Origin of the sequence: Microcoleus sp. T2B6, assembly GCF_036700475.1 — a bacterium.
Classification (GTDB): Bacteria; Cyanobacteriota; Cyanobacteriia; order Cyanobacteriales; family Microcoleaceae; genus Microcoleus.
Window position 1 is genome coordinate 12189 of the sequence record NZ_JAUBOZ010000005.1, and the last position, 24461, is coordinate 36649.

Genomic DNA, 24461 nt, shown 5'->3' on the forward strand with positions numbered 1-24461 from the left:
GTCCATTAACAATATATTTTTTATCGAATACCACACCAATTAAATTAAGTTCTAGTGGGGACTCGATTCGGGAAGTAATTATCAATTAATCTCAAATCCGTTAGCATCGGAATAGTAAATTCGAGTTCACTGTTGACGGTTGACAGTGAACAGTCAACCGTCAACCGTCAACCGTCAACATTATTCCGGTGTAACCGGAAATGATATAAGATTAGGTATTTCTGTTTCATTTTTTTGAGGTACTCTTCTTTTTTATAAAAACTGGCCTGTCACCACAACTCCAGAATAATTAACCTTCTTTCTGGCATCGGTTACATCATAATAAAGCGAATCTGTTGCCGAACTTCTTTCTTCAACATCTGCTATATCATTGAGGGTTGCAGGATCGGGATGCTAAAATCAAGCCGTACCATTTATCTATTGGTATTTGCTTTCCGATCCTAAATCCTAAGTTTTCAATAATTTGTCGGGTTTCCGCGTGAGTGTGACCAGACCACAAGTGATATTCTAAAGAAAGGTTTTGCACAAGTTGCCAAGTATCTCGATCTTCAAATAACAGCCATTCTGCACCTTCGCAGTCTACTTTGGCTAAATCGACGCTACCACCGATTCGCTCGATCGCCCTGCGAAATGATATCATTGGTATTTCGCCACTTTCGCTAACTGTCGATCGGGTTTTTCCCGAAACTTCGCGAATGTCGAGGACTACTTTACCATCTCGGCCTCCTACTGCTTCCATAAAATATGTAAAATTTGCGATTTGAGATTGATGTTTAAGGTAATTTTCTAGGTAGGGATTAGGTTCGTAGGCGTGAATTACGGCCTGGGGAAACCTGTTCCTCGCAGCAATCGGAAATAAGCCGACATTGGCTCCAATATCAATAATTGTCATCAGCGATTCAGATAATTGCTCGACTCCGTAGCAGTCGTCTAAAAGCACTTCTATAAATTCTCCGTCCATGCCTTTCTCTGAAGGCACGTTTACTTGATGCTGTTTTCCTTGCACAATCACTTGTTCGGGCAATTGAAAGTTAGCAACTCTGTTAAATTTAATCCCTAACTTTTTGGCTCGAATTTGGCGCTGCACCAGTTGCTGAATTTTATGGACAAGCATAGGGAGAGATTGAGATGTGTTTTAATGTGAAAATAACGTGAGATGATGGAAAAGCCTCTAGGTAAGGTAATACTTCACATTTTGCACCGCTTGTAAATCGAGTTGATGTCTGCGAATTCAACCTGAATGCGAGAGTTTTAGTCAACCAATGCGGCTGATTACGAGTTTGTTGAGAAGGCGCTAGATATCATTACATAGAGTTATTTTTTTGTTTATAAGAAGAGTAAATTGAGAGTGCATCTGCTTTAATAATATATGTCAAAATACGCTTCAAAACACGGAATTGAAAAATGTTAGAGTTCGATGGACTGCTCCCAACGATTGAAGAGTGCTTCCTATCTTTTACACAGTAGACTTTTTGCCTGAATCAAGTAAGTTAACTAGACGTTTGTGCTGGAGACGACACTCACAAGCTTGATTTGCCACAAGCGCTAGCCTTCACCCCCAAGCTGACAACAAGCCCATTATTCTCCAACGCAACATTTGTTCTTGAACACCTAGGTTTTAGCACCTGCTTATAGCTGGTAAAAGTATAGTCATTTATAGACAGACATGGGAGGCTTGCTGTCCCTCCCCTTTCGCTTTTACTTCAAGCGGATTGACCCGCCTCGGCTGAACTACGCAGCTCCCTATCAAGAAAGCTGAACGCATTTGGGATTGCTTTTCTGAGAATGTTGTACGAGCCATTCACGTCAGAATTAATCAACTGACCAGTCGATGTTTTGTACAAACGCTTAATCCGTTTTCCAGTAAAAACAGGCTCTTTTTCTGTTTTTCCGTAAACAGGAATTGGATCTAAACCCAGGAAATTTGCTTTCGATGTGTAGGATTCTTCATTCACGATTACCTTAATTCCCACCAAAAAAGCTTTGTACTCCAACATTTCAATTAATCGAGCATGAGGAATACTAACAAAGTTTTGGTTAGTCTGCTTTCCAATGTTTATATCGGTTTTCCACTGTGCATTTTTGCCAATTACTAGCGTCCCAATTTGTTGCTTTACCAAAATATCAACAATCATTCGACTCGCATGATGCAAGTAATTGTCTACTTTTTGATTACGGCAACGAGTTAGTCGCTGAATCCGAGGTGAAGTTTTGCGGTTCCCTTTCAATTGGGATTGCAATCGTGAAGAGCGCTTGTTGTAAAACTGGTTGATCGATTTCAATGGTCGCCCGTTAATCAACATTGGGATAAAACCCGGTCGATTTGAAGTTAACGCCACTAAATTATTCAATCCCAAATCAATACCGGCTGCAAAGCTATTGTCCTTAGCGGTGGACTCCGGCTCATTATAAATTACCTCAATTACATAGGAATCGCATTTCGGAATTAATCTAACTTGACAAATTCGGTCAGGGTTAATTTTAGTCTTAATTGAGAGTTCAGTACCAGAAAGTTTGAGAATTCCGCTTCTTAATTGTTTGCTACTAATCGCCTGAATCGTGTAGACGAGAAGGTTGCGCCCCTTAATCTTATCTTTGTACTTTGGTAACTTTGGACGACCAGTGAATTTAGAAGAGTCGGCTTTGTAAGCTTTAGAAGCCTCAAAGAACGATTTCCAATTCTTGTCGAGCACCATCAAGATTTGTTGACTCACTTTGGCAGGTAAAGCCTTGTATGCCTCGTGAAACTTCATCAATCGATTCATCTCGTTGTAACCGACATAGCCCCATCCATAAATAAAGTTCTGACGAATGACGTAGTTAGCGGCATTGTACAGATTCTTGGATTTGAAAGCTAATTGGTCAATTTCCGCGAAACGGGATTCTGTTGATTTAATGATATGCCTTTCTGCTAATTGCATTCAGCATCTCCATCTTTCAATTCGGCAATTATCTTTTCTGTTTTTATGTTGGCGCGTCGCTGTCCGTAAAGTCGAGCAGCAAAGCTAGTAACTATAGCCACTAAGTCTTGCATCAATTCATCTTTTCCATTCTCGGCTAGGTTGACTATTTCTAACTTAACTCCCAATCGTAGTAATAGAACATCTAGATAGTTTGTGCCAAATCGAGCTAAACGGTCTTTGTGTTCAACTAATAAAATGTCGTAGTCATCTTGTTGTAGTAGTGCCTCTAACTGTTTTCGATGGTCGTTTAATCCACTGCCAATTTCTTTGACATTTTTAACAATTTGATAACCGTTAGCAATGGCATATTCAGTTAATCTCTCCGATTGGCGGTTGAGGTTATCTTTATTTTCTGAAGATGAGACTCGACTGTAAATAGCGACTCGGTTCTTCTTGACTTGGCTTGATGGCGATTGTGGCAAGTAGTCAACTATAATCAGACCGCTTTCCGTCTGCCGTGCCGGATGTGGCAGTTTGTTTGCCTTCCACCAGCGCCACGCTGTGGTGTAACTTATGCCTATTGCCTTGGCGTAGTCAGGTAGTTTCATTTCGACCTCCTGACTACATAATACCACCATCGCTCATTACTGCTTATAAAGTTAATGAAGTTTTACAATACGTCCGGTGAGGCTGGCAACCACCGCCACTAACTCAGCAGCATCTACGGGTTTGGTCAAATGTATCTGAAAACCTGCTAATAGTGCCTGCTGACGATCGTCATTTCGGGCATAAGCCGTCAGCGCGATCGCGGGTAGCCTACCGCCCCGCTGCGCTTCAAGTTGACGCAACTTGCGGATCAGGGAGTAGCCATCCTCATCCGGCATCCCAATATCGCTCACTAAAACATCGGGGCTGCGATCGCTTGCGGTTTGGATAATGGTCAAGGCCTCCTTTACCGAAGCCACAGCCATGACATCAGCACCATACTTTGCGAGAATCGTACTCAGCAACTCTAGCGCGTCAGCCTCGTCCTCTACCACTAGGATTTGTAAGCCTTCAAGGGTCGATGAGCCCTGAAACCTCCCATTCGCCTTGACGATCGAGTTTAAGGGCTCTGGAGCGCTGGGTGGTAGATGGATAATCGTCACGGGCAGTTTGACTGTAAAAGTCGTCCCCTGTCCTATCCCTGGACTCACTACCGTTACAGTCCCGCCATGTAATTCAACTAATTGACGCACAATGGCTAACCCTAAACCCAACCCCCCATAACTGCGAGTGGTCGTGCTGTCGTGCTGGCTGAAGCGATCGAAGACAAACGGTAGAAAATCCGAGCTGATGCCTGCCCCAGTGTCGCTGACAGTAATTTCAACATGGGAATTAACCCGCTGCAAACGAATCTCGACTCGCCCGTCTTTAGGCGTAAATTTGAGGGCGTTAGAAAGTAGATTCCACACAACTTGCTGCAACCTATCGGCATCACCCAAGAGCGGGCCAACCTCAGAATCGATCCGGCTTTGCAGGCGAATTGACTTTGCCTCAGCCGCCAAGTGTACAGACTCAATCGCCGATTCAATCACCGGCACGAGGTTGACAGGACGGACTTGGAGGCGCAGTTTACCCGTGATGATGCGAGAAACATCGAGGATGTCTTCGATGAGCTGGGCTTGAGACTTCGCGTTTCGCTCGATCGTCTCCAAAGCCCGCGCCACCTTATCCTCACTCAGGCTTTTCTGCCTTAACATCGTTGACCACCCTAAGATCGCGTTGAGAGGAGTTCTGAGTTCATGAGAAAGAATCGAGAGAAACTCATCCTTGGCACGGTTGGCGGCCTCAGCGTCTGCCCGAATTATTTGTTCACGCATCAATAATTCGTCTTTGGTGCGATTAGAGGCTTCCAGTTGGGCAGTGCGTTCATGCACCCGTTGCTCTAGCTCCACATTAATCGCCTGGATACGGCGGCGACTCTCTTCTAGTTCCTGGTTTGTAAGGGCGAGTTGGGCTGGACTTGGCGCATCGAGCGCCACTGGAATTAAGGGAATCAGTAAAAAGGTGAATGTATAGAAAGACCAAACACCAGTGAGAGCTTTGATCACTCCTGAAACCCAATAAATGGGGTGCCAAAGTGTCACTATTCCCATCAGGTGCGTGGTGCCACATAAGGCAAAGATAAAAAAGAAACCAACCAGCAGCATCACCGTGTGGGCAGGCAGATCCTTACGCTCAGTCGTAAAGTAAACAATGGCAACCGCCACCGAGTAATAAGCGAGGGTAGTCAAGGCATCTGAGGTTAAGTGGAGCCAGACTAACCCCGGTTTCCAGAGGTAACAATGCCCGTGAGGAATGAAATTACTAGAAAAGAAGGTGCTCAAGAGGTTAGGCATATTAGTTTACGGCGCTGTCAAGTTAATTTAGGGGGTGTCATCAATTCAACCAGATGACCGCAGCAGCCAGAAGAATCGCACGCCGGAAAGTTCACCGCCCTAGGGTGATAGCGCGTCGCGATTCCCTGATACTGCTTCAGCTTGGGGAAAAAGTTCTTAATCAAATGACGGGCGTTGTAAAATTCAGCATCGTAAGTTTGCAGGGTCTTGCAATTGCGGCGAGGTGAAATGACGGTGGTCTTCCCCTCGGCATTGAGGCGGTCAATCACACGCTGATCTGGATCATAGCCCTTGTTAGCCAGCAGTGTATCCGCCACCAGTAACGGCTGCAGTTGGTCGCCTCCTGCTCGCGTCACCAGTTTGTCGGGGGGTTGACTAACAGTGTATAGTTTTCCAACAAATGCCCACATTTGCTAACAAACGCTGTAAGATGAGCAAATGGCATACATACCACTCAGAAAAGCAGTCCAATTCCTGGGTTTGCACGCCAACACCTTAAGGAAATATGCAGATGAAGGCAAGATCAAAAGCATCAAAAACGAAGCAGGACAAAGACTCTACGATGTTGAGTCTTACCAGCGCGGTGCAATTGGAACTGCCATTGTTTGTTACTGCCGAGTCAGTTCAACCAAGCAGCGAGACGACCTTGCTCGACAAGTTGAATTCATGCAGCAACAGTACCCAGACGCCGAAATCATCCAAGACATCGGCTCAGGAATCAATTTCAAAAGGAAAGGACTGCAAGCCCTACTGGTCAGATTTATGCGCGGCGAACAGCTCACGATTGTTGTTGCCTGTCGCGACAGATTGTGTCGATTTGGATTTGAATTGTTCGAGTTCATGGCACAGCAAAACGGTGGACAAATCGTGGTTCTTGACCGAACAGTTCACTGCCCAGAAACCGAACTCACCGCCGATCTTCTTGCCATCCTTCACGTCTTCAGTTGCCGAATGCACGGACTCAGAAGCTACAGCAAGAAAATCAAGGAAGATCCGTCTATTCCTAAATCCTGAACAAAAAGCACTGATAAAGCAGTGGTTTGGTGTAAGTCGTTTTGTCTACAACACGACTATCAAATACCTGCAAGAACCAGACAAAAAAGCTAGCTGGATGACAATCAAAACCGGAATACTCAACAGCTTACCAGAATGGGCAAAGCCTGTACCTTTCCAAATTAAATCGATTGCCATCAAAGATGCTTGCTCGGCAGTCAAGGCGGCTAAACAGGGTTTCAAAAAAGACGGTCAAATCCGTAAATGTAAATTTCGGAGCAGGAAAGACACCAAGCAATCTATCTATGTGCCGAAGTCGGCTATAAAAGATTGTGGTGTCTACCATTCGATTCTAGGCAAGTGTTTGTTAAAAGAAACTCTGCCTGAAACTTTCAGTGACGGCAGGTTAACGCTGGCTTATGGCGAGTATTACCTGATCGTTTCTGAAGAAGTGCAACAAGCCAAGACCGAAAACCAAGGTCGGCTTGTTGCCTTAGATCCCGGTGTCCGCACTTTCATGACATTTTTCTCTGAAAATTCTTACGGCTGGTTAGGAAAAGATTCTAATTTACACATCCAAAAACTATGTTTCCGGCTGGACAGATTAGTATCAAAAATTTCTCAAGCTCCCAGTCGCCAGAAAAGAAGATTCAAGAAAGTAGCCAGCAGGCTTCGTTGCAAAATCAAGAATTTGGTCAAAGAGCTGCATCATAAAACGGCTAAGTTTTTAGTCGATAATTTTGATGTAATTCTGCTGCCAACTTTTGAAAGTTCTCAAATGGTGTCTAAGTCACGTCGCAAGTTGAGGAACAAAACAGTGCGACAAATGTTGACTCTGAGCCATTACGAGTTCAAGACTTTCCTGAAGTGGAAAGCTTGGGAAAACTCCAAGCTTGTGATTGACGGCAACGAAGCTTACACTTCAAAAACTGTGTCATGGACGGGCGAAATTGTCAAAAATCTAGGTGGCGCTAGAACTATCAAGTCCGTAGCTACTGGATTGAAGATGGATCGGGATCTAAATGGTGCTCGCGGGATTTTCACGGGCGAGGCATTGGTTGACACGCCTTTGTTGAGAGACTCTCTTGACTTATACGTTTGTTAGCATTTGTTAGCGAAAAAGTGTCGGTGAAACCCCAACGGATTGCCCAACGCATCCACGCGATCGCATGAATCTTGTTACTCAATGGCCCTTTGCTGCCTCCCATTGTTTCATTCGTAAGCTCCTCAAAAAGCTCAGCAGGAAGATGTTTCTTTCAAGTGGGAAAATGCCTGAATTAAAACTAAGTGTACCGCCGGGAAATAGTGAGTAAATGTGCTTTAATGTCAAAATTCGCTCCTAAAAACGAAAATAAAAAATGTTAGAGTTCGATCGCCTGTTCCAAACAATCGAAGAATTAGTAATGCTGCACTCACCCAGCGGTGCGGAATCGGAAATTAACCAGCGGTTGATGGAAAAATTCGCCGCCCTGGGAGTGAATGCTTGGCTCGATCGCGCGGACAATGCGATCGCCCTAATTAAGGGTCGCAATCCCGAAAAGTCGATCGCCATTACCGCCCACAAAGACGAAATTGGGGCCCTAGTTAAAACAATAGGCGAGAGTGGCCGCGTGGAAGTCCGCAGATTGGGCGGCGCATTTCCTTGGGTTTACGGCGAAGGCGTGGTGGATTTGCTCGGAGACAAGCAAACAATTAGCGGCATTCTCAGCTTTGGTTCCCGCCATGTTTCTCACGAATCTCCTCAGAAAGCTCAGCAGGAAGATGTTTCTTTAAAGTGGGAAAATGCCTGGATCGAAACTAAGTGTACCGCCGAGGAATTAGCCGAGGCCGGAATTCGACCGGGCACGCGGATGGTGGTGGGAAAGCACCGCAAGCGCCCGCTGCGGTTGAAGGATTGGATCGCGAGCTACACTCTGGACAACAAGGCTTCAGTGGCGATTTTGCTGGCTCTGGCGGAATGTTTGAAAGAGCCTGCGGTGAATGTTTATTTGGTAGCGTCGGCGAAGGAGGAGGTTGGGGCGATCGGAGCTTTGTATTTCACCCAGCGCCAGCCGTTGGATGCGCTGATCGCTTTGGAAATTTGCCCTCTGGCGCCGGAATACCCGATTCGTGACGGCGAAAACCCGGTGTTGCTGGTTCAGGACGGCTACGGAGTCTACGATGAAGGATTAAACGCCCACTTGCGCGCAGCAGCCGCAGCAGCCGATGTAGAGGTGCAGTTGGCGGTAATTAGCGGTTTTGGAAGCGATGCTTCGATCGCCATGAAGTTCGGCCACGTAGCCCGCGCCGCTTGTTTGGCTTTCCCCACCCAGAACACCCACGGCTTTGAAATTGCTCATATCGGGGCGATCGGCAATTGCGCCGCCATCCTCAAAGCCTACTGTGACGTGCTTTGGGACGAGTAGAAAAAAAAGTTTCGCAAAGTAGTTGACAGATTGGGAAAGATTAGTTAAGGTAATAAAGGTGCGGAACACAAGCAAACGCAACGACGCGCCCCCATCGTCTAGAGGCCTAGGACACATCCCTTTCACGGATGCGACGGGGATTCGAATTCCCCTGGGGGTATTGAAAATTTAAGTCTGATATCAAAGTGATATCTAGTATGTGGGGTGGGCATTTTGCCCGCCCTTATTGCTATTCGGTTTAACATTAAGTTGATGCGTTCGATCGCACTTTCCTTAGTTTGCACCATTGCCATTGATATCGAACTTTTCTATAATAGGAATCTCTGAAGGTGAGGAAGCTACGATTCGCAGGTTTATATCAACTATGATTTGATTTTTATCAAGAACTACATTTGCTTTTTTTATTATAATTTTTGCGGATAAACAATCACCTGATTCAGGTTCGGGAGATGGCTGAGTTTTATATCCTGCGTCCTCCAGCCATTCACAAATCTTCCTCCAGTTTTCTACCTTTTCATCAGCTTTACCTACAAGATTTTTTACATATTGGTATAAAGTATTACAGAAATCTACCGCAATTCCCTTGGGGTTTTTACTGAGCCTTTCGGCAATTTCGGCGGGACTGTAGCCGCAGAGTAGACCCCGTAGATGTTGTTTCTCTGTGGGCGTGAGCCGCTTTCCCTTAGCGGATGCTAGGTCTGTGTAGAGGGTTTCTAAGTCCCAGTCGCGGGCAGCTTCGGAGAAGCGATCGTTAGAGGATGCCATTGCAGGGGATAGGTTTCTGGATTTTTTATAATCAAAGTCTAACACGATTCCTAATGCTTATTAGTTTCTTTGTTAAGGGTAGTTAGATTAGTATCAAAGAAAGCAGGATAGTGATTAATTTTACACCTGGAGTGGGGGGAAGGCTCACTGCTTGGGCGGTAGAGTTGTCTGCTGGACAGAGTTATCAACACAAACTCCTCATAATTAGGTATTTACCCGTAAATGTTTAACCACGAATACAAAAAAGAGGCACAAGAGAAACTGCGCCGTGCAGTAGAAAACTACCAAAGAGATTGTGAGTATTTACAAAATGCCGCTGGAAGTCTTTATCAAACGCGAGTTAATCGTGGGGTTGAGATTATCCAACTATGCGAAAATTACATTAACACGCTGGCCAATTCGCCAAAAGAATTTAGCAAAGTTGTTACAAAACTGAAGTTTCAGCTCAAGGAAATTACTGGCGAAGATTGGGATCTAATTTATTCGGCTCATAACAGCAATGTAGCCGCAGCAGCAGGTGGTGCCGGAGTCATGGCTGGAGCAGGAGTTGCCTGTTTTGGGCCAGCAGCAGCAATGGCAATTGCCACAACTTTTGGAACAGCCTCAACAGGTACTGCAATTGCTTCTCTTTCCGGTGCAGCCGCCGTTAATGCTGCTTTAGCCTGGTTAGGAGGTGGCGCTCTTACTGTGGGTGGTGGCGGTATGGTGGCTGGAAATGCACTGCTGGCACTAGCAGGGCCGATTGGCTGGGGGATTGGTGGTGTAGCTTTGGCTGGTAGTGCTTTTTGGACAAATAGCGAGAATGAGAAAATTGCGAGAGAAGCTACTAACCGCGCTATTGAAATTGAAGGTGACACAGCTAAAGTCAACATAACCAAGAAAGAAGTCAATCTTCTGGAGGGGGAAACTGTCAAACTAGCTAACCTTATTCAAAGTGAACTGCAATACTTCAAGCAGAATGCACCTTTGAATTACCTGAATTTTAGCCCAGCTCTCAAACAAAGGCTGGGGACCTTAATCAATTCCATTACTTCCCTGAGCGAGTCTATTAAAAAGACCGTAGACCTGAAAATGTAATTATAATTTGGAGTGCAGCATTATGCTCTAGCAATTAGGGAGTAATGCTGCAATTTTTTTAAACATGGAAAACAGAGAAGATAGACATCTGACAACTCAATTCGTTGCTGCAATAGTAGCAGAGGAAAATCTGCGCCATGCAGAACAGCTTGCAACGGAACTCAGTAAACAAGACCGAGCGTTTTTTGCAGCGGTCGGGGAGATTGATAAAGTTCGTGATTTTGTAGGTAGCCCCGAAAAAATTCTGGGAAACACAAGCACAAAACACGGTGAAATAGCTGAGCAAGTGGAAGTTGGTATTCGCAATGCAAAATCTCTTTTGAACTCCTCTGAAACTCGCGCTACTTTTGAGGGAGTGGGTAGAACAGCACCGGAAGATTATTTAATTGATGGTATTAAAGTACAGTCTAAATTTGTGAATGGGGTTGGCAATAATTTAGACCACGTTCTCGACCACATGAAGAAATACGAAAACTTTGGCAGAGATGGGTCATATTACCATATCCCTAAAAACCAATATGAAATTATTGATAAAATATTGAAAGGGCAACAAGTCGAGGGAATAACAAGTCGTACTGCTCAAAAAATACAAGAAAAAGCTCAAGAAATAGAGCAGATGTCGGGTCGTCCTTTCAGTCAGACTGTTCAAGCTGGATCGTCTAACTATGAAGATGTGCAAATAGGCAAAGTTGACGATACCCTAGACCGCAAAGAGCATGAATTAAAGCAAGAACACAAACAAATTAAGGATGGGATACGCTACGAGGCTCAACCTACTCTGGCTGATTTTGGTAACGTTGCTGTTAAAGGCGCGGTTATTGGTGGTAGTATTCGATTTGCTACTAAGCTTTACGCTAAGTATAAGCAAGGTAAAAACGTTTTTAAGGGTGAGTTAACCCCCGAAGACTGGCAAGAAATTGGAATTGATACCGCAAAAGGAGCTGCACTTAGTGGTATATCGGCAACAGTTATTTATGGGTTAACCAATTTTACCCAAATGTCTGCACCTTTAGCTGGTGCTTTTGTTAGTGCAGGCTTGGAAGTTGCTAGTTTAGTGGGTAGTTTGAACCGAGGGGAAATTACGGCCGATCAATTCGTTGAATTAAGTTTATTTGCTTGTGCTGATTCAGCCATTGTTGCTGCTGGAGCTACAATCGGACAAGCTTTGATTCCGATTCCTGTTGTTGGCGCTGTCATTGGTGCGATCGCGGGTCGAATCGTGACTGGTTTTTGCAAGCAGTTATTGGGACAATATACTCATCTTGCTCGACAAGTGGAACAATATTATCAACAGTCCCTCGCTAAAATTGATCGCGCTTATAAGGCAGCCGTTGCTAATCTTGTTGCTACCTATGAACGACTAGGTAATTTAGCAGAAGCAGCTTTTGATCCTAACTTAAACCTTGAATTGAGATTGCAAGCTAGTATCGAATTAGCTGAAGCTTATGGCGTTCCTGATTCCAAGATTATTCACAATGTAGATGAGCTTGACTATTTTATGCTGAGTTGAGCGAATAAAATATTAAGAAATCATCGGGAATTTTTAACGCAGATTTATTATAAGGTGCGCCCCAGCGCACCCTAAAGAATTAGATCGCAGCTATCAATTCTGCAACTTCAGCAACGGTTCAATCTGCTGCCGTTGAAACTGCAATTCATCCGCCAAAGGCTGGTAAATTTCCCGATCGCCCGATTCATTGCAATAATCCCACAAACCATTGTAACAGTGCCTGTCGTCGTCCCAACCTGGATGGTTAACAATCGGATACAAGCAGATTCCCTCTATCGGAACTCCTGCTTTCATCGCCGCCGCTACCTCAGTGCACACATAATTAAACCAGACAGGTCTAAAATCGTCTTCAGTACCCGTTTCAGCGATGAATAAGGGGCGGCCGTAGCGCTCAAACACTTCTTGCAGCATTTCACCAAACGGGCGGTACAGCGGATCGGTGTATTTCATGGGCTCTTCATTGTGAATCCACTGATTGCGATCGTAATAATTCACGCCAATAATATCGAGATATTTTTCCTTACCGCCGATTTCCGGGCGAAAGCGTCCCGCCAACATATCCCAAGCTTGATATTGAGATAAGCGATAACCTTCCGCCGCGTCCCGATCCTCCGGTTTGTCAGGATGGGCAATAATGTTAATTGTGGGGTCGATTTGAACGATCCGGGTGCGGGGATTGACTTCCCAAACTGATTCTATCGCTGCGATCGAAGCTTTGATTAACTGGATTTTTAGCTCGTCTCCCCGCCCTTTTGCAAACGGATTGATGTAGGCGACATCGCCGCCTGCCCAAGCAATAAATGAAATTTCATTGACAGGTGTTACAAAAGGTGTTTGGTCGGTTTCCTCCGTCAGCACTTCCATAAAAGCGCGCACCATGCTTGCAAACCTGGACACAAATTCGGGACTGAAAATATCAATATCGTCGGGCCAGCCATAGTGAAACAAATCCCAAATTACCTGCATTTTCATGTCGCGGGCGGCGCGGATGATTGGCAGGGAACTGGAAAAATCGTATTTTCCGGGTGTCTGTTCGATTAAGTGCCAGCGGAGGCCTTCGCGGACTGTGTAAATGCCTTGCTGCTGCAAGCGTTGGTAGTCGGCTGCTGCAAATTTATCGTGACCGGTGGCGGCTGTTACGTCGAGACGCTTTCCCGAACGCAATTTGTGGGTAGAGCACTCAAAACCGCCCATGAAAAAACTTTGAAACATCGATCGAATGGGTAATGGGTAATGGGGCATTGGGCATGGGGCATCGGGCATGGGGCATTGGGCATTGGGCATGGGGCATTGGGCATTGGGCATGGGGCATTGGGCATTGGAAGAGGTTCATAAATGATTGAGACTTGTTATATCCAATAACTTGGAACTGCGGGCAATTATTACCAATCACCCATCACCAATTACCAATTACCAATTACCCATCACCAATCACCAATCACCAATCACCAATTCCCAATTCCCTATGCCCCATGCCCCATGCCCTGTTTGGCCAATTAGCCCTGAGTAATAGCTTGCGGCTGTGAACTTTCTTCGGGAATATCCCAGCCGAGAGTTGCCGCCGAGATGACCTCTAGGGGAAACTTGGGAGTGCGATCGGCATACAGCAAACCGTTAGCTTCTTGGTAAGTATCGGTTAACTGCGTGTAACAAAATCCGCTGAACATTTCCACTCGGTTTACCACCTTCAACAGCGCGCTGTAGCGCCTTTGGAGTTCCAGCGTGTCCTCCGCGCGCACGTAGCCCCAAACCCTGAAAAAATCGGGGTTTTCGCGACCGGCGCAGGCGATGCCGCCGAATTCTGTCAGCATCACCGGCTGTCCTTGGTGCGGGTGGCCGTCGAGGGTGAGGACTCGCCCGCCGGGACGCCCGCGATTAAACAAATCGGCTAGCTGGACTTCGGGCCCGTAGCGCTTGGCTAGGGTTTGCGGGTTGTTATCGTAGTCGTGAATCGCCAGGATGTCGGTATCGATACTTTCCCAGCCGTCGTTACCGATGACGGGGCGAGTCGAATCGAGGGTTTTTGTCAAGAAATACAGCGCTTGCACGTAGTTGCGGTGGGCTGCGGCTTCGACTAAATTCGGAACTCCCCAGGATTCGTTGAACGGCACCCAGACTACGATACAGGGGTGGCTGCCGTCGCGCTCGATGACTTCCGTCCACTCCCGCGTCAGCCGTTGTACGGCTTTGGGGGTGAAGCGGTAGGCGCTGGGCATTTCTTCCCAAACTAGGAGCCCCAGCACGTCAGCCCAGTACAAAAATCGGGGGTCTTCGATTTTTTGGTGCTTGCGGACGCCGTTGAAACCCATTGCTTTGACTAATTCGACATCGTGCCGCAAAGCTTCGTCGGAGGGGGCAGTCATCATGGTGTCGGGCCAGTAACCTTGGTCGAGCACCAGTCGCAAATAGTAGGGGCGGCCGTTTAGCATGAAGCGATCGCGCTGGATGCTGACCGTCCGCATGGCGGTATAAGATTTAACCTCGTCGAGGAGTTTGCCGTCGGCCCACAACTGCACTTGAGCGTTAATTAGCGTCGGTTTTTCGGGACTCCACAGCAATTCGTTGCGGTAGTCGTCGATACCAGGGTCGGAGAGGGCGATGCGGCGGTGGATTTCGCCGTTGATTACTTCGTAGGTGTCGTTGACCAGCAGCATACAGCCGATCGACAGTTTAACTTTAACCTGGATTCCCGACTGGCGATCGCCAGCGACAAACGCTTCAAAACCGATTTCCCAGCGTTCAAACTGGGGAGTCCAGCGGATGCGCTCGATATAAGTATGAGGCACCAATTCTACCCAGACTGTCTGCCAAATGCCGGTCGTGCGCGGATACCAAATACTGTGGGGCTCTATTTGCCAGTCTTGCTTGCCGCGCGGTTGCTCCAAATCTTGCGGGTCGTCCTGGGCCCAGACTGTCACCCGCTGCGGCCCGTTGAGGTTCACAACTGGTGTAATGTCTACGCTGAAAGGAGTGTGTCCGCCTTCGTGTTCGATGACATACTGACCGTTCACCCAGACGCGGGCGCGGTAGTCTACGGCCCCAAAGTGGAGGAGAACTCTGCCTTCTGTGTGGGGTACGTCAAATTCGCGTTCATACCAGCAGTTGGCGTGAAAATTCGTGTCGCCGATCCCGCTTTTTGCCGATTCTGGAGCAAACGGCACTTCTATAGTGTGAGTCCACTCAGAAATATCGATCGGCTGCACGCAGTGGCCCGCGTCATCGTAAGCAAATCTCCACTGACCGTTGAGACAAATCCAGTTGCTCCGGCGCAATTGGGGGCGCGGATAACCTGTTTTCCGTCCTTGAACTGTCACCTTACTATCAAGAGTTGCAGACTCTTCTATCTCGCAATTTTCAAGTGCTCTACCTAACCAACTCATCGGCACATCTACCCAAAGTTATATTTATAGGTTAGCGACAATTACCCTGACTTTGACAAGTTTTTTGGTGATTAATTTGCAAAACTTCTGCACCTTAAAACAGGCTCATCTGAAGGATCTCTTGTGCTGAAGTCATTAGTCAGAAGAAGGAAGAATAAACCAGGAAGAATCAACCAAGAAGATTTTTCCTATCCCCCTGTCTCCCCCTGTCCCACTCTCCCCCTCTTCCTCTAGCTAGCAACACTTTGTAAACCTCCTAACGGTTCAGTTAGCTCACTTTTGAGAGAAAATTCTTCGGCGAACGGCAAACAATGAAATATTTGCTGTAGTCCCGTGAGTTCAAATAGAATTCTAACTTGTTCGCTCATGGCAGAGATCAAAAGTATACATTTGCTGTCTCTAACTAATTTCACGATCGCCACTACAGCCATTAACTCGGAATTTTTCAGGAAATTTATTTTTGAGAAATCCAGCATCAGAATTTTGCCACCGCTTTCAATGAGGCGCTGTATTTCTTTCTGAAACTGAGCAAATTGAGAATTTTCCAAAACCTCATGAGACAAAACAATTTTCACTAGAACGTTCATTTTTACCTCAATGCTTGTTTGAATTATTAAATAACTTTTGAGGAAAACCGAGTAAGGTGCTCTGTTGGCACCTTACCTTTTTACCCGTCAGTCGCAGATTCCAGCTACTTGCTAGCAGATTTGCCGTTGCTGTTGCTGTTGCCGTGGTTGACAGCAGCGACTTCTAGAGAAGTTGTGGCTGGGCGATGGGCAACTCCATTGGATGTGCTGACATTAGAGGCAGAACCGTTAACATTTTCTACCAATTCAATCACCGGCTTGGTAGTAATTTGTTTGTAAGTTGTCAGAGCTTGAGCGACCACTTGATCCATGTTGTAATACCTGTACGTCGCCAGCCTTCCCACGAAAGAAACTCCCGGAGTTGCATCAGCCAAAGCTTTATATTTCTTGTAAAGTTCGGCATTTTCTGGACGCGGTACCGGGTAGTAAGGGTCTCCCTCAGCTTGGGGATATTCGTAGACAATGCTAGTTTTTAGATGCTCTTGTCCGGTGAGGTATTTAAACTCGGTACAGCGAGTATATAAATGCTCGTTGGGGTAATTTACCACCGGTGCTTCTTGGTGTACGGCTACGTTCAGTGTTTCGTGCTTGAATTCCAAGGAACGGTAAGGAAGTTTGCCGTAGCAATAATTGAAATAGGAATCGACTGGCCCGGTGTAAATCATTTCTCCGTAAGGGATAAAACCCTCAATCTCCCGGTAGTCGGTATTCAGCATCACCTTGATGTTTGGGTGAGAAAGCATCTTTTCAAACATCCGAGTGTAGCCGTGCAGGGGCATTGCTTGATAGGTATCGGTGAAATAGCGATCGTCCCGGTTAATGCGAGTGGGTACGCGCGCAATCACTGAGTTGTCGAGTTCCGACGGGTCCATTCCCCACTGTTTGCGGGTGTAGTTGCGGAAGAATTTCTCGTAAAGTTCGCGGCCGACTTTGCTGACAACTACATCTTCGGAAGTGCGAATGTAATCCTTTGGTTCTGCTACTTTCGCGAAGAAATCTTCTACTTCAAATGAGGTGAGATTCAGTCCGTAAAGTTTATTTACGGTGTTGAGATTGATCGGAATGGGCAGCAGTTGACCGTCAACACTGGCGAGGACGCGGTGTTCGTAGGGCCGCCACTCGGTGAAGCGCGAAAGATACTCGAAAACAGGGCGTGAATTGGTGTGAAAAATGTGGGGGCCGTATTTGTGTACGAGGATGCCGTGGTTGTCGTAGTGATCGTATGCGTTGCCGCCGATGTGGTTGCGGGTATCAATTATCAGGACTGTTTTTCCGGCTTCATTTGCTAGTCTTTCGGCAATGACGCTACCTGCAAATCCTGCTCCGACGATTAAATAGTCAAACATTGAAACACCTCTAATTGTGGGTAAGGGTAAGGAATAATTCGGAATTGGACATACAGCGAGGATTGTTGAGTGTTAATTTTTGAATCCGTAAAGTGTAACTCTTTAACTTCAACCTCAACATTCCTAACTTAAAACTTTCATCCTGCCTTGGGCTTTCTGCCGTTTTTCGTCGATCGCACTTTCGATCAACCCCAGCATTTCGCCCCAGGTATTGTCCCAAGAATTGTCTGCTAAAAAGGCGTCTACTTCGCTCAGCCACTTGGTGCGAACGTCCGAACTTTCGCTGAGGATTTCTTGGGCACAAGCAACGAATTCTTCAGAAGTGCTAGCAATCCGAACCAAGCCGTTTTCTCCGTAGGGCCGCACCACGTCGCGGATAGGAGTAGAAATGACAGGTTTGCCGGCAGCGAGGTATTCTGGAGTTTTCGTGGGACTAATAAACTTAGTCGATTCGTTAATCGCAAAAGGCAGCATTGCGATATCCCATCCGCCAAGATACGCTGGCAGTTCTTGATAAGATTTGCCGCCGAGATAGTGGATATTTGGGTGAGTTGGCAGAGTTGCCCGATCGATTTTCGCCACAGGGCCAATGATGACTAAATGCCAGTCCGGCCTTGCTTCGGCAATGCCCCGCAGCAGTTCGATATCCATGCGTTCGTCTATAACGCCATAAAATCCCAAACGCGGGGGAGGAATGTCTTTTTGATCCGCCGGTTCTTGTGAAAGATTCCTGGCTGTCGCAAAGTGTTCTTTTTCGATGCTGCTGGGGAAGGCGTGAATGTTTGGGTGCTGGTGCTGTTTGGCTTCGTAAAGGTTGTGGCCCCCGGTAAATACTACGCTGGCGCGCTTTAATAATTGGTTTTCATTGGCTTTTAAATCCGGGTGCGCGCCTTGGAATGCTGACAGTTCATCCATGCAGTCGTAGACTACAGCTAGCGGCTTTAAGTGGTTTGTGAAACTGACAGCCATTGGTGTGTAATACCAGAGGATGTACTGGCTAATTTCTGCAGAGCGAAACAAATCATCTAGCATGGCTTGCTGAGCAGTTTGTGATGTTGCTTCGCTGATTCCTTCGCTCAGGTGCGGTACTATTACCCAAACTCCGCTTTCGTGGATGCTGACATCGAGCCACCAATCTGTAGCCTCGCTCAAAATTGGTTCTTCTACGAAGAAGACGCGACGCTTTTTGGCACAGCGGCTCAAGAGATGTTGCGGACGCTGATAGACAAAATTCCACCGCAAATGAGACAGGCAAACTAAATCTGGTGCATCTAAAGCCTCAGTTTTTGATAAGTTGGCGCGCAATGCGGGCGAGGGAGCGAATTGAGAGGGCGATTTGGCTGGATCTATAGAGGTAAATCGGATCTCCCATGCTCGCTCTTTATTGCTATAATTATTGTTTACTGAGTGTTCTGGGGGCGACATATTAGCCTCTGGAATTTGTCCCTGAAAATTTGTCACTGTAAATTTGTCAATAGGATATATTTCTCAGCAGTGTCTTACTGAAAGTTGCAAGCATCAATCTGAGAACTTTTATTGACGAGCAAGCGCCGCATTCAGTGAGCCAAACAAAGAAACTGTTTAGCTGCGGAAAAAACAGGCTTATCTGCTTTTTTCAAAATTGAAAGTTGGAGATAAGTTAATATGGTTTGACTTGCTATTGTTGTTAAATCTAACCCAGTTTTCCTGCCTTTACTTCTATCTGAAGGATGACTTCTATCTTAGGAGGCGCTTAGCTTGTATGCGCGGTTCAAAAGCGGTTAAAGTGCCGATCGACCTTGTAAAATGACTCTTAACTGGCAGGTACGGGGTAAAAAAAGAGCGAGTTTTATTGCTTTATTTGAAGATGAGAGAAAATTTCCCATCAAGTTTATGTTGCTTTTTGATTTGACAAATCTTGCTTTTTTTTAACTCATCACATCACTAATTTGGTAAATTAGTATCCTAATATACCAAGTTGCCCCAGAGATATCTGACTTCCGATAGATTAACAATTGACTGTTTATGCACTGAGGTTAAACTCACCGAACAGCACCTGTCTCAACAATACCATAGAAACCAGGCAACCGCAACGATAAACCTAAGATTTTGCGCGAGTATGTGGCAAGAAACCAAGGTGATGACATTTGCGCTGTGGGCGTGAGTTTAACCTCGCGCCCACAGCACAAATGTCAATCATCCCTCTAAGGGCGGGTTCGCCGATATCTGCAATCAAACGCCAAATATCCACGTAAACCCGCGACTAGAAAATAGCAGCAACTTTACAGTCGGCGGCTGTCAATTTTGGCGATTCCTCCTCCAAAGGCAAAATCTTGCACCCTCGAACTCTTTAAGAAATCGTGAGGGAAACCCAATTCAATTGCACTTACTTTGTCTAACTGCTGCATTTGTTCCGGGGTTAATTCAAACTCCAAACAAGCGAGATTTTCCTGAAGTTGCGAGAGTTTGCGCGAGCCCACAATCGGAATAACTTCGACTGGCTGTTGGATCAGCCAATTTAGGGCTACTTGAGAAGCAGGTTTGCCAATTTCGGCTGCTATTTTGCTAACTTCGTCAGCAATTTTGAGGTCTCGTTCGTTAATTTTTCCCGATTCAGGTGAATTCAGCCGTTTAGCTTCGCTGGCGGTTTCTGAAGTGTTGTATTTTCCTGTCAGCAAGCCGGCGGCTAGGGGGCTCCAAGCTGTGACGCCAATATCAAAGGCCTGTGCCATAGGGAGCAAGTCCCGTTCAGGAGTTCGCTCTTTTAAAGAATAGCTGGCAAAAGTATAGTCATTTATTACATGACATGGGAGGCGTTAAGTCCCTCCCCCTTCACTTTTACTTCGAGCGGATTGACCCGCCTCGGCTGAACTACGCAGCTCCCTATCCCATTGCTAAACGCATTTGGGATTGCTTTTCTGAGGATGTTGTAAGACCCGTTCACATCGGAATTAATTAATTGACCGACCGATGTCTTGTACAAACCTCTCTTGATCCGCTTGCCACAAAACACAGCATCCTTATCGGTCTTTCCATAGACAGGAATCGGATCTAGAGTCAGAAAATTTGATTTCGATGTATAAGATTCTTCTTGTACAATCACCTTAATCCCAACCAATCGAGCCTTATATTCCAACATCTCAATCAGTCGAGTATGAGGAATGCCGACGAAGTTTTGGTTGGTTTGCTTTCCTAAATCAATCTCGGTTTTCCATTGTGCATTTTTGCCGACAACTAGCGTCCCAATTTGATGGGCGACCAAAATGTCAACAATTAGGCGACTGGTATGATGCAAGTAATTATCGACTTTTTGGTGGCGACAGCGAGTTAAGCGTTGAATGCGGGGTGAACTCTTGCGACTTCCTTTTAACTGAGATTGTAACCGTGCTTTACGTTTGTTGTAGAACTGGTTGATTGATTTCAACGGACGCCCGTTAATCAACAGAGGTATAAAACCCGGCTGATTTGAAGTTAACGCCGCTAAATTATTCAGACCTAAATCAATACTAGCTACGAATTTATCGTCGCTGGCGGTGGGCTCCGGTTCATCGTATATTACCTCAATCACATAAGAATCACATTTGGGAACCAGTCTAACTTGACAGATTCGATCGGGTTCGAGCTGGGTTTTGATTGAGAGATTAGTTCCCGAAAGCTTGACGATTCCTTTCTTTAATTGCTTGCTACTAATTGCCTGAATCGTATAGACAAGGATATTCCGACCCTTGACTTTATCTTTGTACTTCGGTAGCTTCGGGCGGCCAGTAAATTTAGAGTCATCAGCTTTGTAAGCTTTAACTGCTTCAAAAAAGGACTTCCAATTCTTGTCCAATATCATCAGTATTTGCTGACTGACCTTTGCTGGCAAAACCTTGTATGCTTGATGAGATTTCATCAAACGGTTCATCTCGTTGTAATTAACGTAACCCCATCCATAGATAAAACTCTGACGAATGACGTAGTTAGCGGCATTGTAGAGATTTTTGGACTTAAATGCTAATTTATCAATTTCGGCGAAACGGTGTTCCGTAGATTTAATGATGTGCCTCTCTGCTAGTTGCATTCAGAGCCTCCATCTTTTAACAATCACAACATTTTTTTGACTTCCATGACTATACGATACTACTATTGTTTATTGATGCTTACCAACTTAATGAAGTTTCACAATACTTAGTGGCAACTACCCATTTTGCGCGATCGGCTGCGATGAACTCGCCGACATATTTTTCGCTAGTACCGTTGGTGTAGAGATTCGCGGTATCAATGAAATTGCCGCCCGCTTCTGCAAAGGCGTCGAACATTTTCCGGCTTTCGTCGTAGGAACTCCCCCAACCCCACTCTTCCCCAAAAGTCATGGTTCCGAGGCAGATTTCGGAAACGCGAAGTCCGCTGTGACCTAGTAGTTTATATCTCATGTCACCCTTCCGCAAGTTAATGGTTGTTAACAGTTTAAATCGGGATTTCCCAAACTGTTGCCATCAGTCGGGGTGGCGGGTTTTTGCGGTGCGTTAGCGCTGTGCTGGATTTTGAATATTTTGGCAAGTCAATCAAAATGCCTTAGCTTCCGGGGCTCCGGGCCATCGCCCCTGCGTTTACTTTCAACACCGCGCCGGGGCGATCGGCTTACCAATGTATTTAGGATTACATTGCTTTATTAAAATACAGTAAAATCGGTAAATTCTAATCTACCTTTAGGTAGGTATTTACTGACATGAGTTATATATAAAAAAATGTTCTATTTTATATAAGAAAACCAAACTGAACGATAAAAAATATCTGTAGCTAAATTAACTTTTTAGCGTTATAGTGATTTATAGATTACAAAAACTAGGTGACTCTCTTGGCTGACATCGTTGATACCGCCGTTTCGGCAGGCTCTTTTACTACCCTAGTTGCTGCCGTCCAAGCCGCTGGTTTAGTAGATACTCTCAAAGGCGCTGGCCCCTTCACAGTTTTCGCTCCTACAGACGAAGCTTTTGCTAAGCTTCCCGCAGGTACTGTAGAAGCACTGCTTAAGGACATTCCTAAGCTCACAAAAATCTTGACTTATCATGTCGTTTCTGGCAAAGTTATGGCTGCTGATGTGGTCAACCTGACATCTGCCAAGACAGTTGAAGGTTCTGAACTGAAAATTGATGCTTCCAATGGCGTCAAAATCAATGATTCTACCGTTACAACAGCCGATGTTGCTGCTGATAATGGCGTTATCCACATTATTGATTCAGTCTTGCTTCCTGCGTAAGCACAGACTTAGATAGCGCAATACTATCTTGAGGGCGGTGGCTATAGTTAGCCGCCGCCCTGTTTTAGTTGATAGTTGAGATTTAAATATTTTACGCAGCTCGATAATTAAAACTATTATAGAGTAGGGGGAATTGGCCGATCGCACTTAGCTTGAGTCTGCCCCAAATTTGTCGCTGCTGAATTTACCGGGAAAACTGGTTGCAGGCAAACTGCCACAGGTACTCGGAAAAAAAATTATCAAAAAAATAAAAAAGTGCGACCGCGTTAGCAATTGCCGATAATTAGCGGCCCACTTATTTTGCACTTTCGGGCTGATTGCCGGTTGATGCGTAGATACCATGCCACCAAACCCAACATTTCTCCGAGAAACTGGGTTTACCAGGCCTTGTCCTAATTAAGATACAATAAGAGCCACAAAGAAAGTGCGATCGACATTATTTGACATCCAAGCTATGCAATCTACAACTCAGTCCGAGACAGAACTGGCGATGGAAGCTCCCAAACACGGATTGCCCGTTACAATCATTACAGGATTTCTCGGCAGCGGCAAAACAACCCTGCTCAACCACATCCTGACCAATCAGCAGGGCTTGAAAACAGCAGTTTTGGTAAATGAATTTGGCGAAATCGGCATCGACAACGAACTGATTGTCACCACCGACGACAATATGGTTGAGCTGAACAACGGCTGCATCTGCTGCACAATTAATGAAGATTTAGTTAATGCAGTTTACAAAGTTCTGGAACGTCAAGAAAATCTAGATTATCTGGTAGTGGAAACAACCGGACTCGCCGACCCGCTGCCAGTAGCAATGACTTTTTTAGGCACAGAACTGCGCGACCTGACTCGTCTAGATTCGATAGTTACAGTAGTAGACGCAGCTAACTACAGCTTAGATTTGTTCAACTCTCAAGCAGCTTACAGTCAAATAGCTTACGGCGATATAATTATCCTCAACAAAACTGATTTGGTTGAGGAAGCAGATTTAGATTTGTTGGAAGTTAAGATTCGTGATGTCAAAGAAGGTGCTCGAATTCTGCGAACAGTAAAATCGCAAGTTCCCCTGCCGCTAGTCCTCAGCGTCGGATTGTTTGAATCGGACAAATATTTCCAATCTGAAGAAACTCCTAGCAGTCACGAACATCACGACCACGAACATCACGAACATCACGACCATCACGACCATCACGACCATCACGACCACAGCCATCACGACCATCACGACCATCACGACCACGGCCATCACGACCACAGCCATCACGACCACTCCGACCATTTAGAAAATGACGGATTTACCTCAATTTCTTTCCAAAGCGACAAGCCGTTTTCTCTGAGAAAATTTCAATATTTCTTAGACAAACAACTGCCAACAAATGTGTTTCGCGCGAAAGGGATTATGTGGTTTGAAGAAAGTCCCAAACGGCATATTTTTCACTTGAGCGGCAAGCGATTTACGATGGACGATGACCAGTGGAAAGGCGATCGCAAAAACCAGCTTGTTCTCATTGGTCAGGGTTTGGATACCGAGACTTTGCGATCGCAACTCGAAAACTGTCTTTGTATGCCTTCAACCAGTCGCGGCAAAGGTTTTGGGAAAAACTAAAGGTTGAAAATTAAACAGAACAGACGTGCGCTGGCTAGAAACCCGGTTTTTTCGTCGAGACTTCGCGGTTAAAACTTATATCTTGCACCACTCTCAATTAGCCTTTTAGGAACAGGCTTTCCGGCCTGTTCCACAAGAAAATATACTCTTTGTGGAACAGGCATCTTGCCTGTTCTTGAGAATGGTGCAAGATATAAGTTAAAACCAAGATTTATCGGAGAAACCGGGTTTTTTTTCATAATTCCTATTCAAAAGGTAAGTTTACCTTTTGATTTTTAGTTTTAAAT

At 45.6% G+C, this 24461-nt stretch carries 20 protein-coding genes, 1 tRNA gene and 1 pseudogene; 8 read left to right on the top strand and 14 right to left on the bottom strand.

The window, feature by feature from the left end:
- Window positions 1–367 precede the first annotated feature (367 nt).
- The 5 genes and pseudogenes from QUA00_RS03225 to QUA00_RS03245 form a co-directional block, all read right to left on the bottom strand.
- Window positions 368–1114: an FkbM family methyltransferase gene (locus QUA00_RS03225; RefSeq protein WP_333147146.1), complete on the bottom strand. Its 747-nt coding sequence runs from the start codon at window positions 1112–1114 to the stop codon at window positions 368–370.
- Between the two features lie 540 nt (window positions 1115–1654).
- Window positions 1655–2921: pseudogene (locus tag QUA00_RS03230) on the bottom strand (RNA-guided endonuclease InsQ/TnpB family protein).
- Window positions 2912–3511 (bottom strand): IS607 family transposase, encoded by a 600-nt coding sequence (locus tag QUA00_RS03235; protein WP_333147150.1) that lies wholly within the window; start codon window positions 3509–3511, stop codon window positions 2912–2914. Before QUA00_RS03235 ends, QUA00_RS03230 begins: the two are co-directional and overlap by 10 nt.
- 51 nt (window positions 3512–3562) lie before the next feature.
- Window positions 3563–5284 (bottom strand): ATP-binding protein, encoded by a 1722-nt coding sequence (locus tag QUA00_RS03240; protein ID WP_333147152.1) that lies wholly within the window; start codon window positions 5282–5284, stop codon window positions 3563–3565.
- Window positions 5285–5301: 17 nt separating this feature from the next.
- Window positions 5302–5694, bottom strand: a complete 393-nt coding sequence (locus QUA00_RS03245) for a hypothetical protein (protein WP_333408669.1) — start codon at window positions 5692–5694, stop codon at window positions 5302–5304.
- A gap of 28 nt (window positions 5695–5722) precedes the next feature.
- On the opposite strand from QUA00_RS03245, the gene QUA00_RS03250 reads away from it, so the two are divergent.
- From QUA00_RS03250 to QUA00_RS03265, 4 genes are all read left to right on the top strand, one after another.
- On the top strand, window positions 5723–6298 hold the full coding sequence (locus QUA00_RS03250; RefSeq protein WP_333147156.1) for an IS607 family transposase: 576 nt from the start codon (window positions 5723–5725) through the stop codon (window positions 6296–6298).
- Window positions 6207–7382, top strand: coding sequence for a transposase (locus tag QUA00_RS03255; RefSeq protein WP_333408670.1), 1176 nt, complete (start codon window positions 6207–6209; stop codon window positions 7380–7382). Before QUA00_RS03250 ends, QUA00_RS03255 begins: the two co-directional genes overlap by 92 nt.
- A gap of 253 nt (window positions 7383–7635) precedes the next feature.
- Complete coding sequence (locus QUA00_RS03260) at window positions 7636–8682, top strand: M42 family peptidase (protein ID WP_333408671.1); 1047 nt, start codon at window positions 7636–7638, stop codon at window positions 8680–8682.
- Window positions 8683–8769: 87 nt separating this feature from the next.
- Window positions 8770–8842: transfer RNA gene (locus QUA00_RS03265), tRNA-Glu, on the top strand.
- 113 nt (window positions 8843–8955) lie between these two features.
- Here QUA00_RS03265 and QUA00_RS03270 read toward each other — a convergent pair.
- Complete coding sequence (locus QUA00_RS03270; RefSeq protein ID WP_333157047.1) at window positions 8956–9447, bottom strand: helix-turn-helix domain-containing protein; 492 nt, start codon at window positions 9445–9447, stop codon at window positions 8956–8958.
- A 222-nt stretch (window positions 9448–9669) separates the two neighbouring features.
- On the opposite strand from QUA00_RS03270, the gene QUA00_RS03275 reads away from it, so the two are divergent.
- A complete protein-coding gene (locus QUA00_RS03275; RefSeq protein WP_333307040.1) occupies window positions 9670–10524 on the top strand; it encodes a hypothetical protein in 855 nt (284 codons plus the stop codon).
- 64 nt (window positions 10525–10588) lie between these two features.
- Window positions 10589–12034 (top strand): hypothetical protein, encoded by a 1446-nt coding sequence (locus tag QUA00_RS03280; RefSeq protein WP_333307038.1) that lies wholly within the window; start codon window positions 10589–10591, stop codon window positions 12032–12034.
- Window positions 12035–12127: 93 nt separating this feature from the next.
- Here the strand turns inward: QUA00_RS03280 and QUA00_RS03285 are convergent, their stop codons facing one another.
- From QUA00_RS03285 to QUA00_RS03320, 8 genes are all read right to left on the bottom strand, one after another.
- Window positions 12128–13246 carry a beta-glucosidase gene (locus tag QUA00_RS03285; RefSeq protein ID WP_333408672.1) on the bottom strand — a complete coding sequence of 373 codons (1119 nt, stop codon included), beginning with the start codon at window positions 13244–13246 and terminating at the stop codon, window positions 12128–12130.
- Window positions 13247–13530: 284 nt separating this feature from the next.
- Window positions 13531–15414 (bottom strand): glycoside hydrolase family 2 TIM barrel-domain containing protein, encoded by a 1884-nt coding sequence (locus QUA00_RS03290; protein ID WP_333408673.1) that lies wholly within the window; start codon window positions 15412–15414, stop codon window positions 13531–13533.
- 230 nt (window positions 15415–15644) lie between these two features.
- Window positions 15645–16001, bottom strand: coding sequence for an STAS domain-containing protein (locus QUA00_RS03295; protein WP_333144387.1), 357 nt, complete (start codon window positions 15999–16001; stop codon window positions 15645–15647).
- Window positions 16002–16105: 104 nt separating this feature from the next.
- The gene (gene glf, locus QUA00_RS03300) at window positions 16106–17347 is read right to left on the bottom strand and encodes a UDP-galactopyranose mutase (protein ID WP_333144386.1); all 1242 of its coding nucleotides are present in this window, start codon (window positions 17345–17347) and stop codon (window positions 16106–16108) included.
- A 123-nt stretch (window positions 17348–17470) separates the two neighbouring features.
- Window positions 17471–18808: a glycosyltransferase family 1 protein gene (locus tag QUA00_RS03305; RefSeq protein WP_333144385.1), complete on the bottom strand. Its 1338-nt coding sequence runs from the start codon at window positions 18806–18808 to the stop codon at window positions 17471–17473.
- Between the two features lie 800 nt (window positions 18809–19608).
- A complete protein-coding gene (locus QUA00_RS03310) occupies window positions 19609–20124 on the bottom strand; it encodes an aldo/keto reductase (protein WP_333408756.1) in 516 nt (171 codons plus the stop codon).
- Entirely contained in the window at window positions 20124–21389 is a 1266-nt protein-coding gene (locus QUA00_RS03315; RefSeq protein WP_333408675.1) for a transposase, read from the bottom strand. Before QUA00_RS03315 ends, QUA00_RS03310 begins: the two co-directional genes overlap by 1 nt.
- 79 nt (window positions 21390–21468) lie before the next feature.
- Window positions 21469–21741 (bottom strand): aldo/keto reductase, encoded by a 273-nt coding sequence (locus QUA00_RS03320; RefSeq protein ID WP_333321323.1) that lies wholly within the window; start codon window positions 21739–21741, stop codon window positions 21469–21471.
- 425 nt (window positions 21742–22166) lie between these two features.
- Here QUA00_RS03320 and QUA00_RS03325 point away from each other — a divergent pair, with 425 nt between their 5' ends.
- Both QUA00_RS03325 and QUA00_RS03330 read left to right on the top strand, forming a co-directional pair.
- Window positions 22167–22568: a fasciclin domain-containing protein gene (locus tag QUA00_RS03325; protein ID WP_333408676.1), complete on the top strand. Its 402-nt coding sequence runs from the start codon at window positions 22167–22169 to the stop codon at window positions 22566–22568.
- Window positions 22569–23022: 454 nt separating this feature from the next.
- The gene (locus tag QUA00_RS03330) at window positions 23023–24174 is read left to right on the top strand and encodes a GTP-binding protein (protein ID WP_333408757.1); all 1152 of its coding nucleotides are present in this window, start codon (window positions 23023–23025) and stop codon (window positions 24172–24174) included.
- The last annotated feature ends 287 nt before the right edge of the window (window positions 24175–24461 follow it).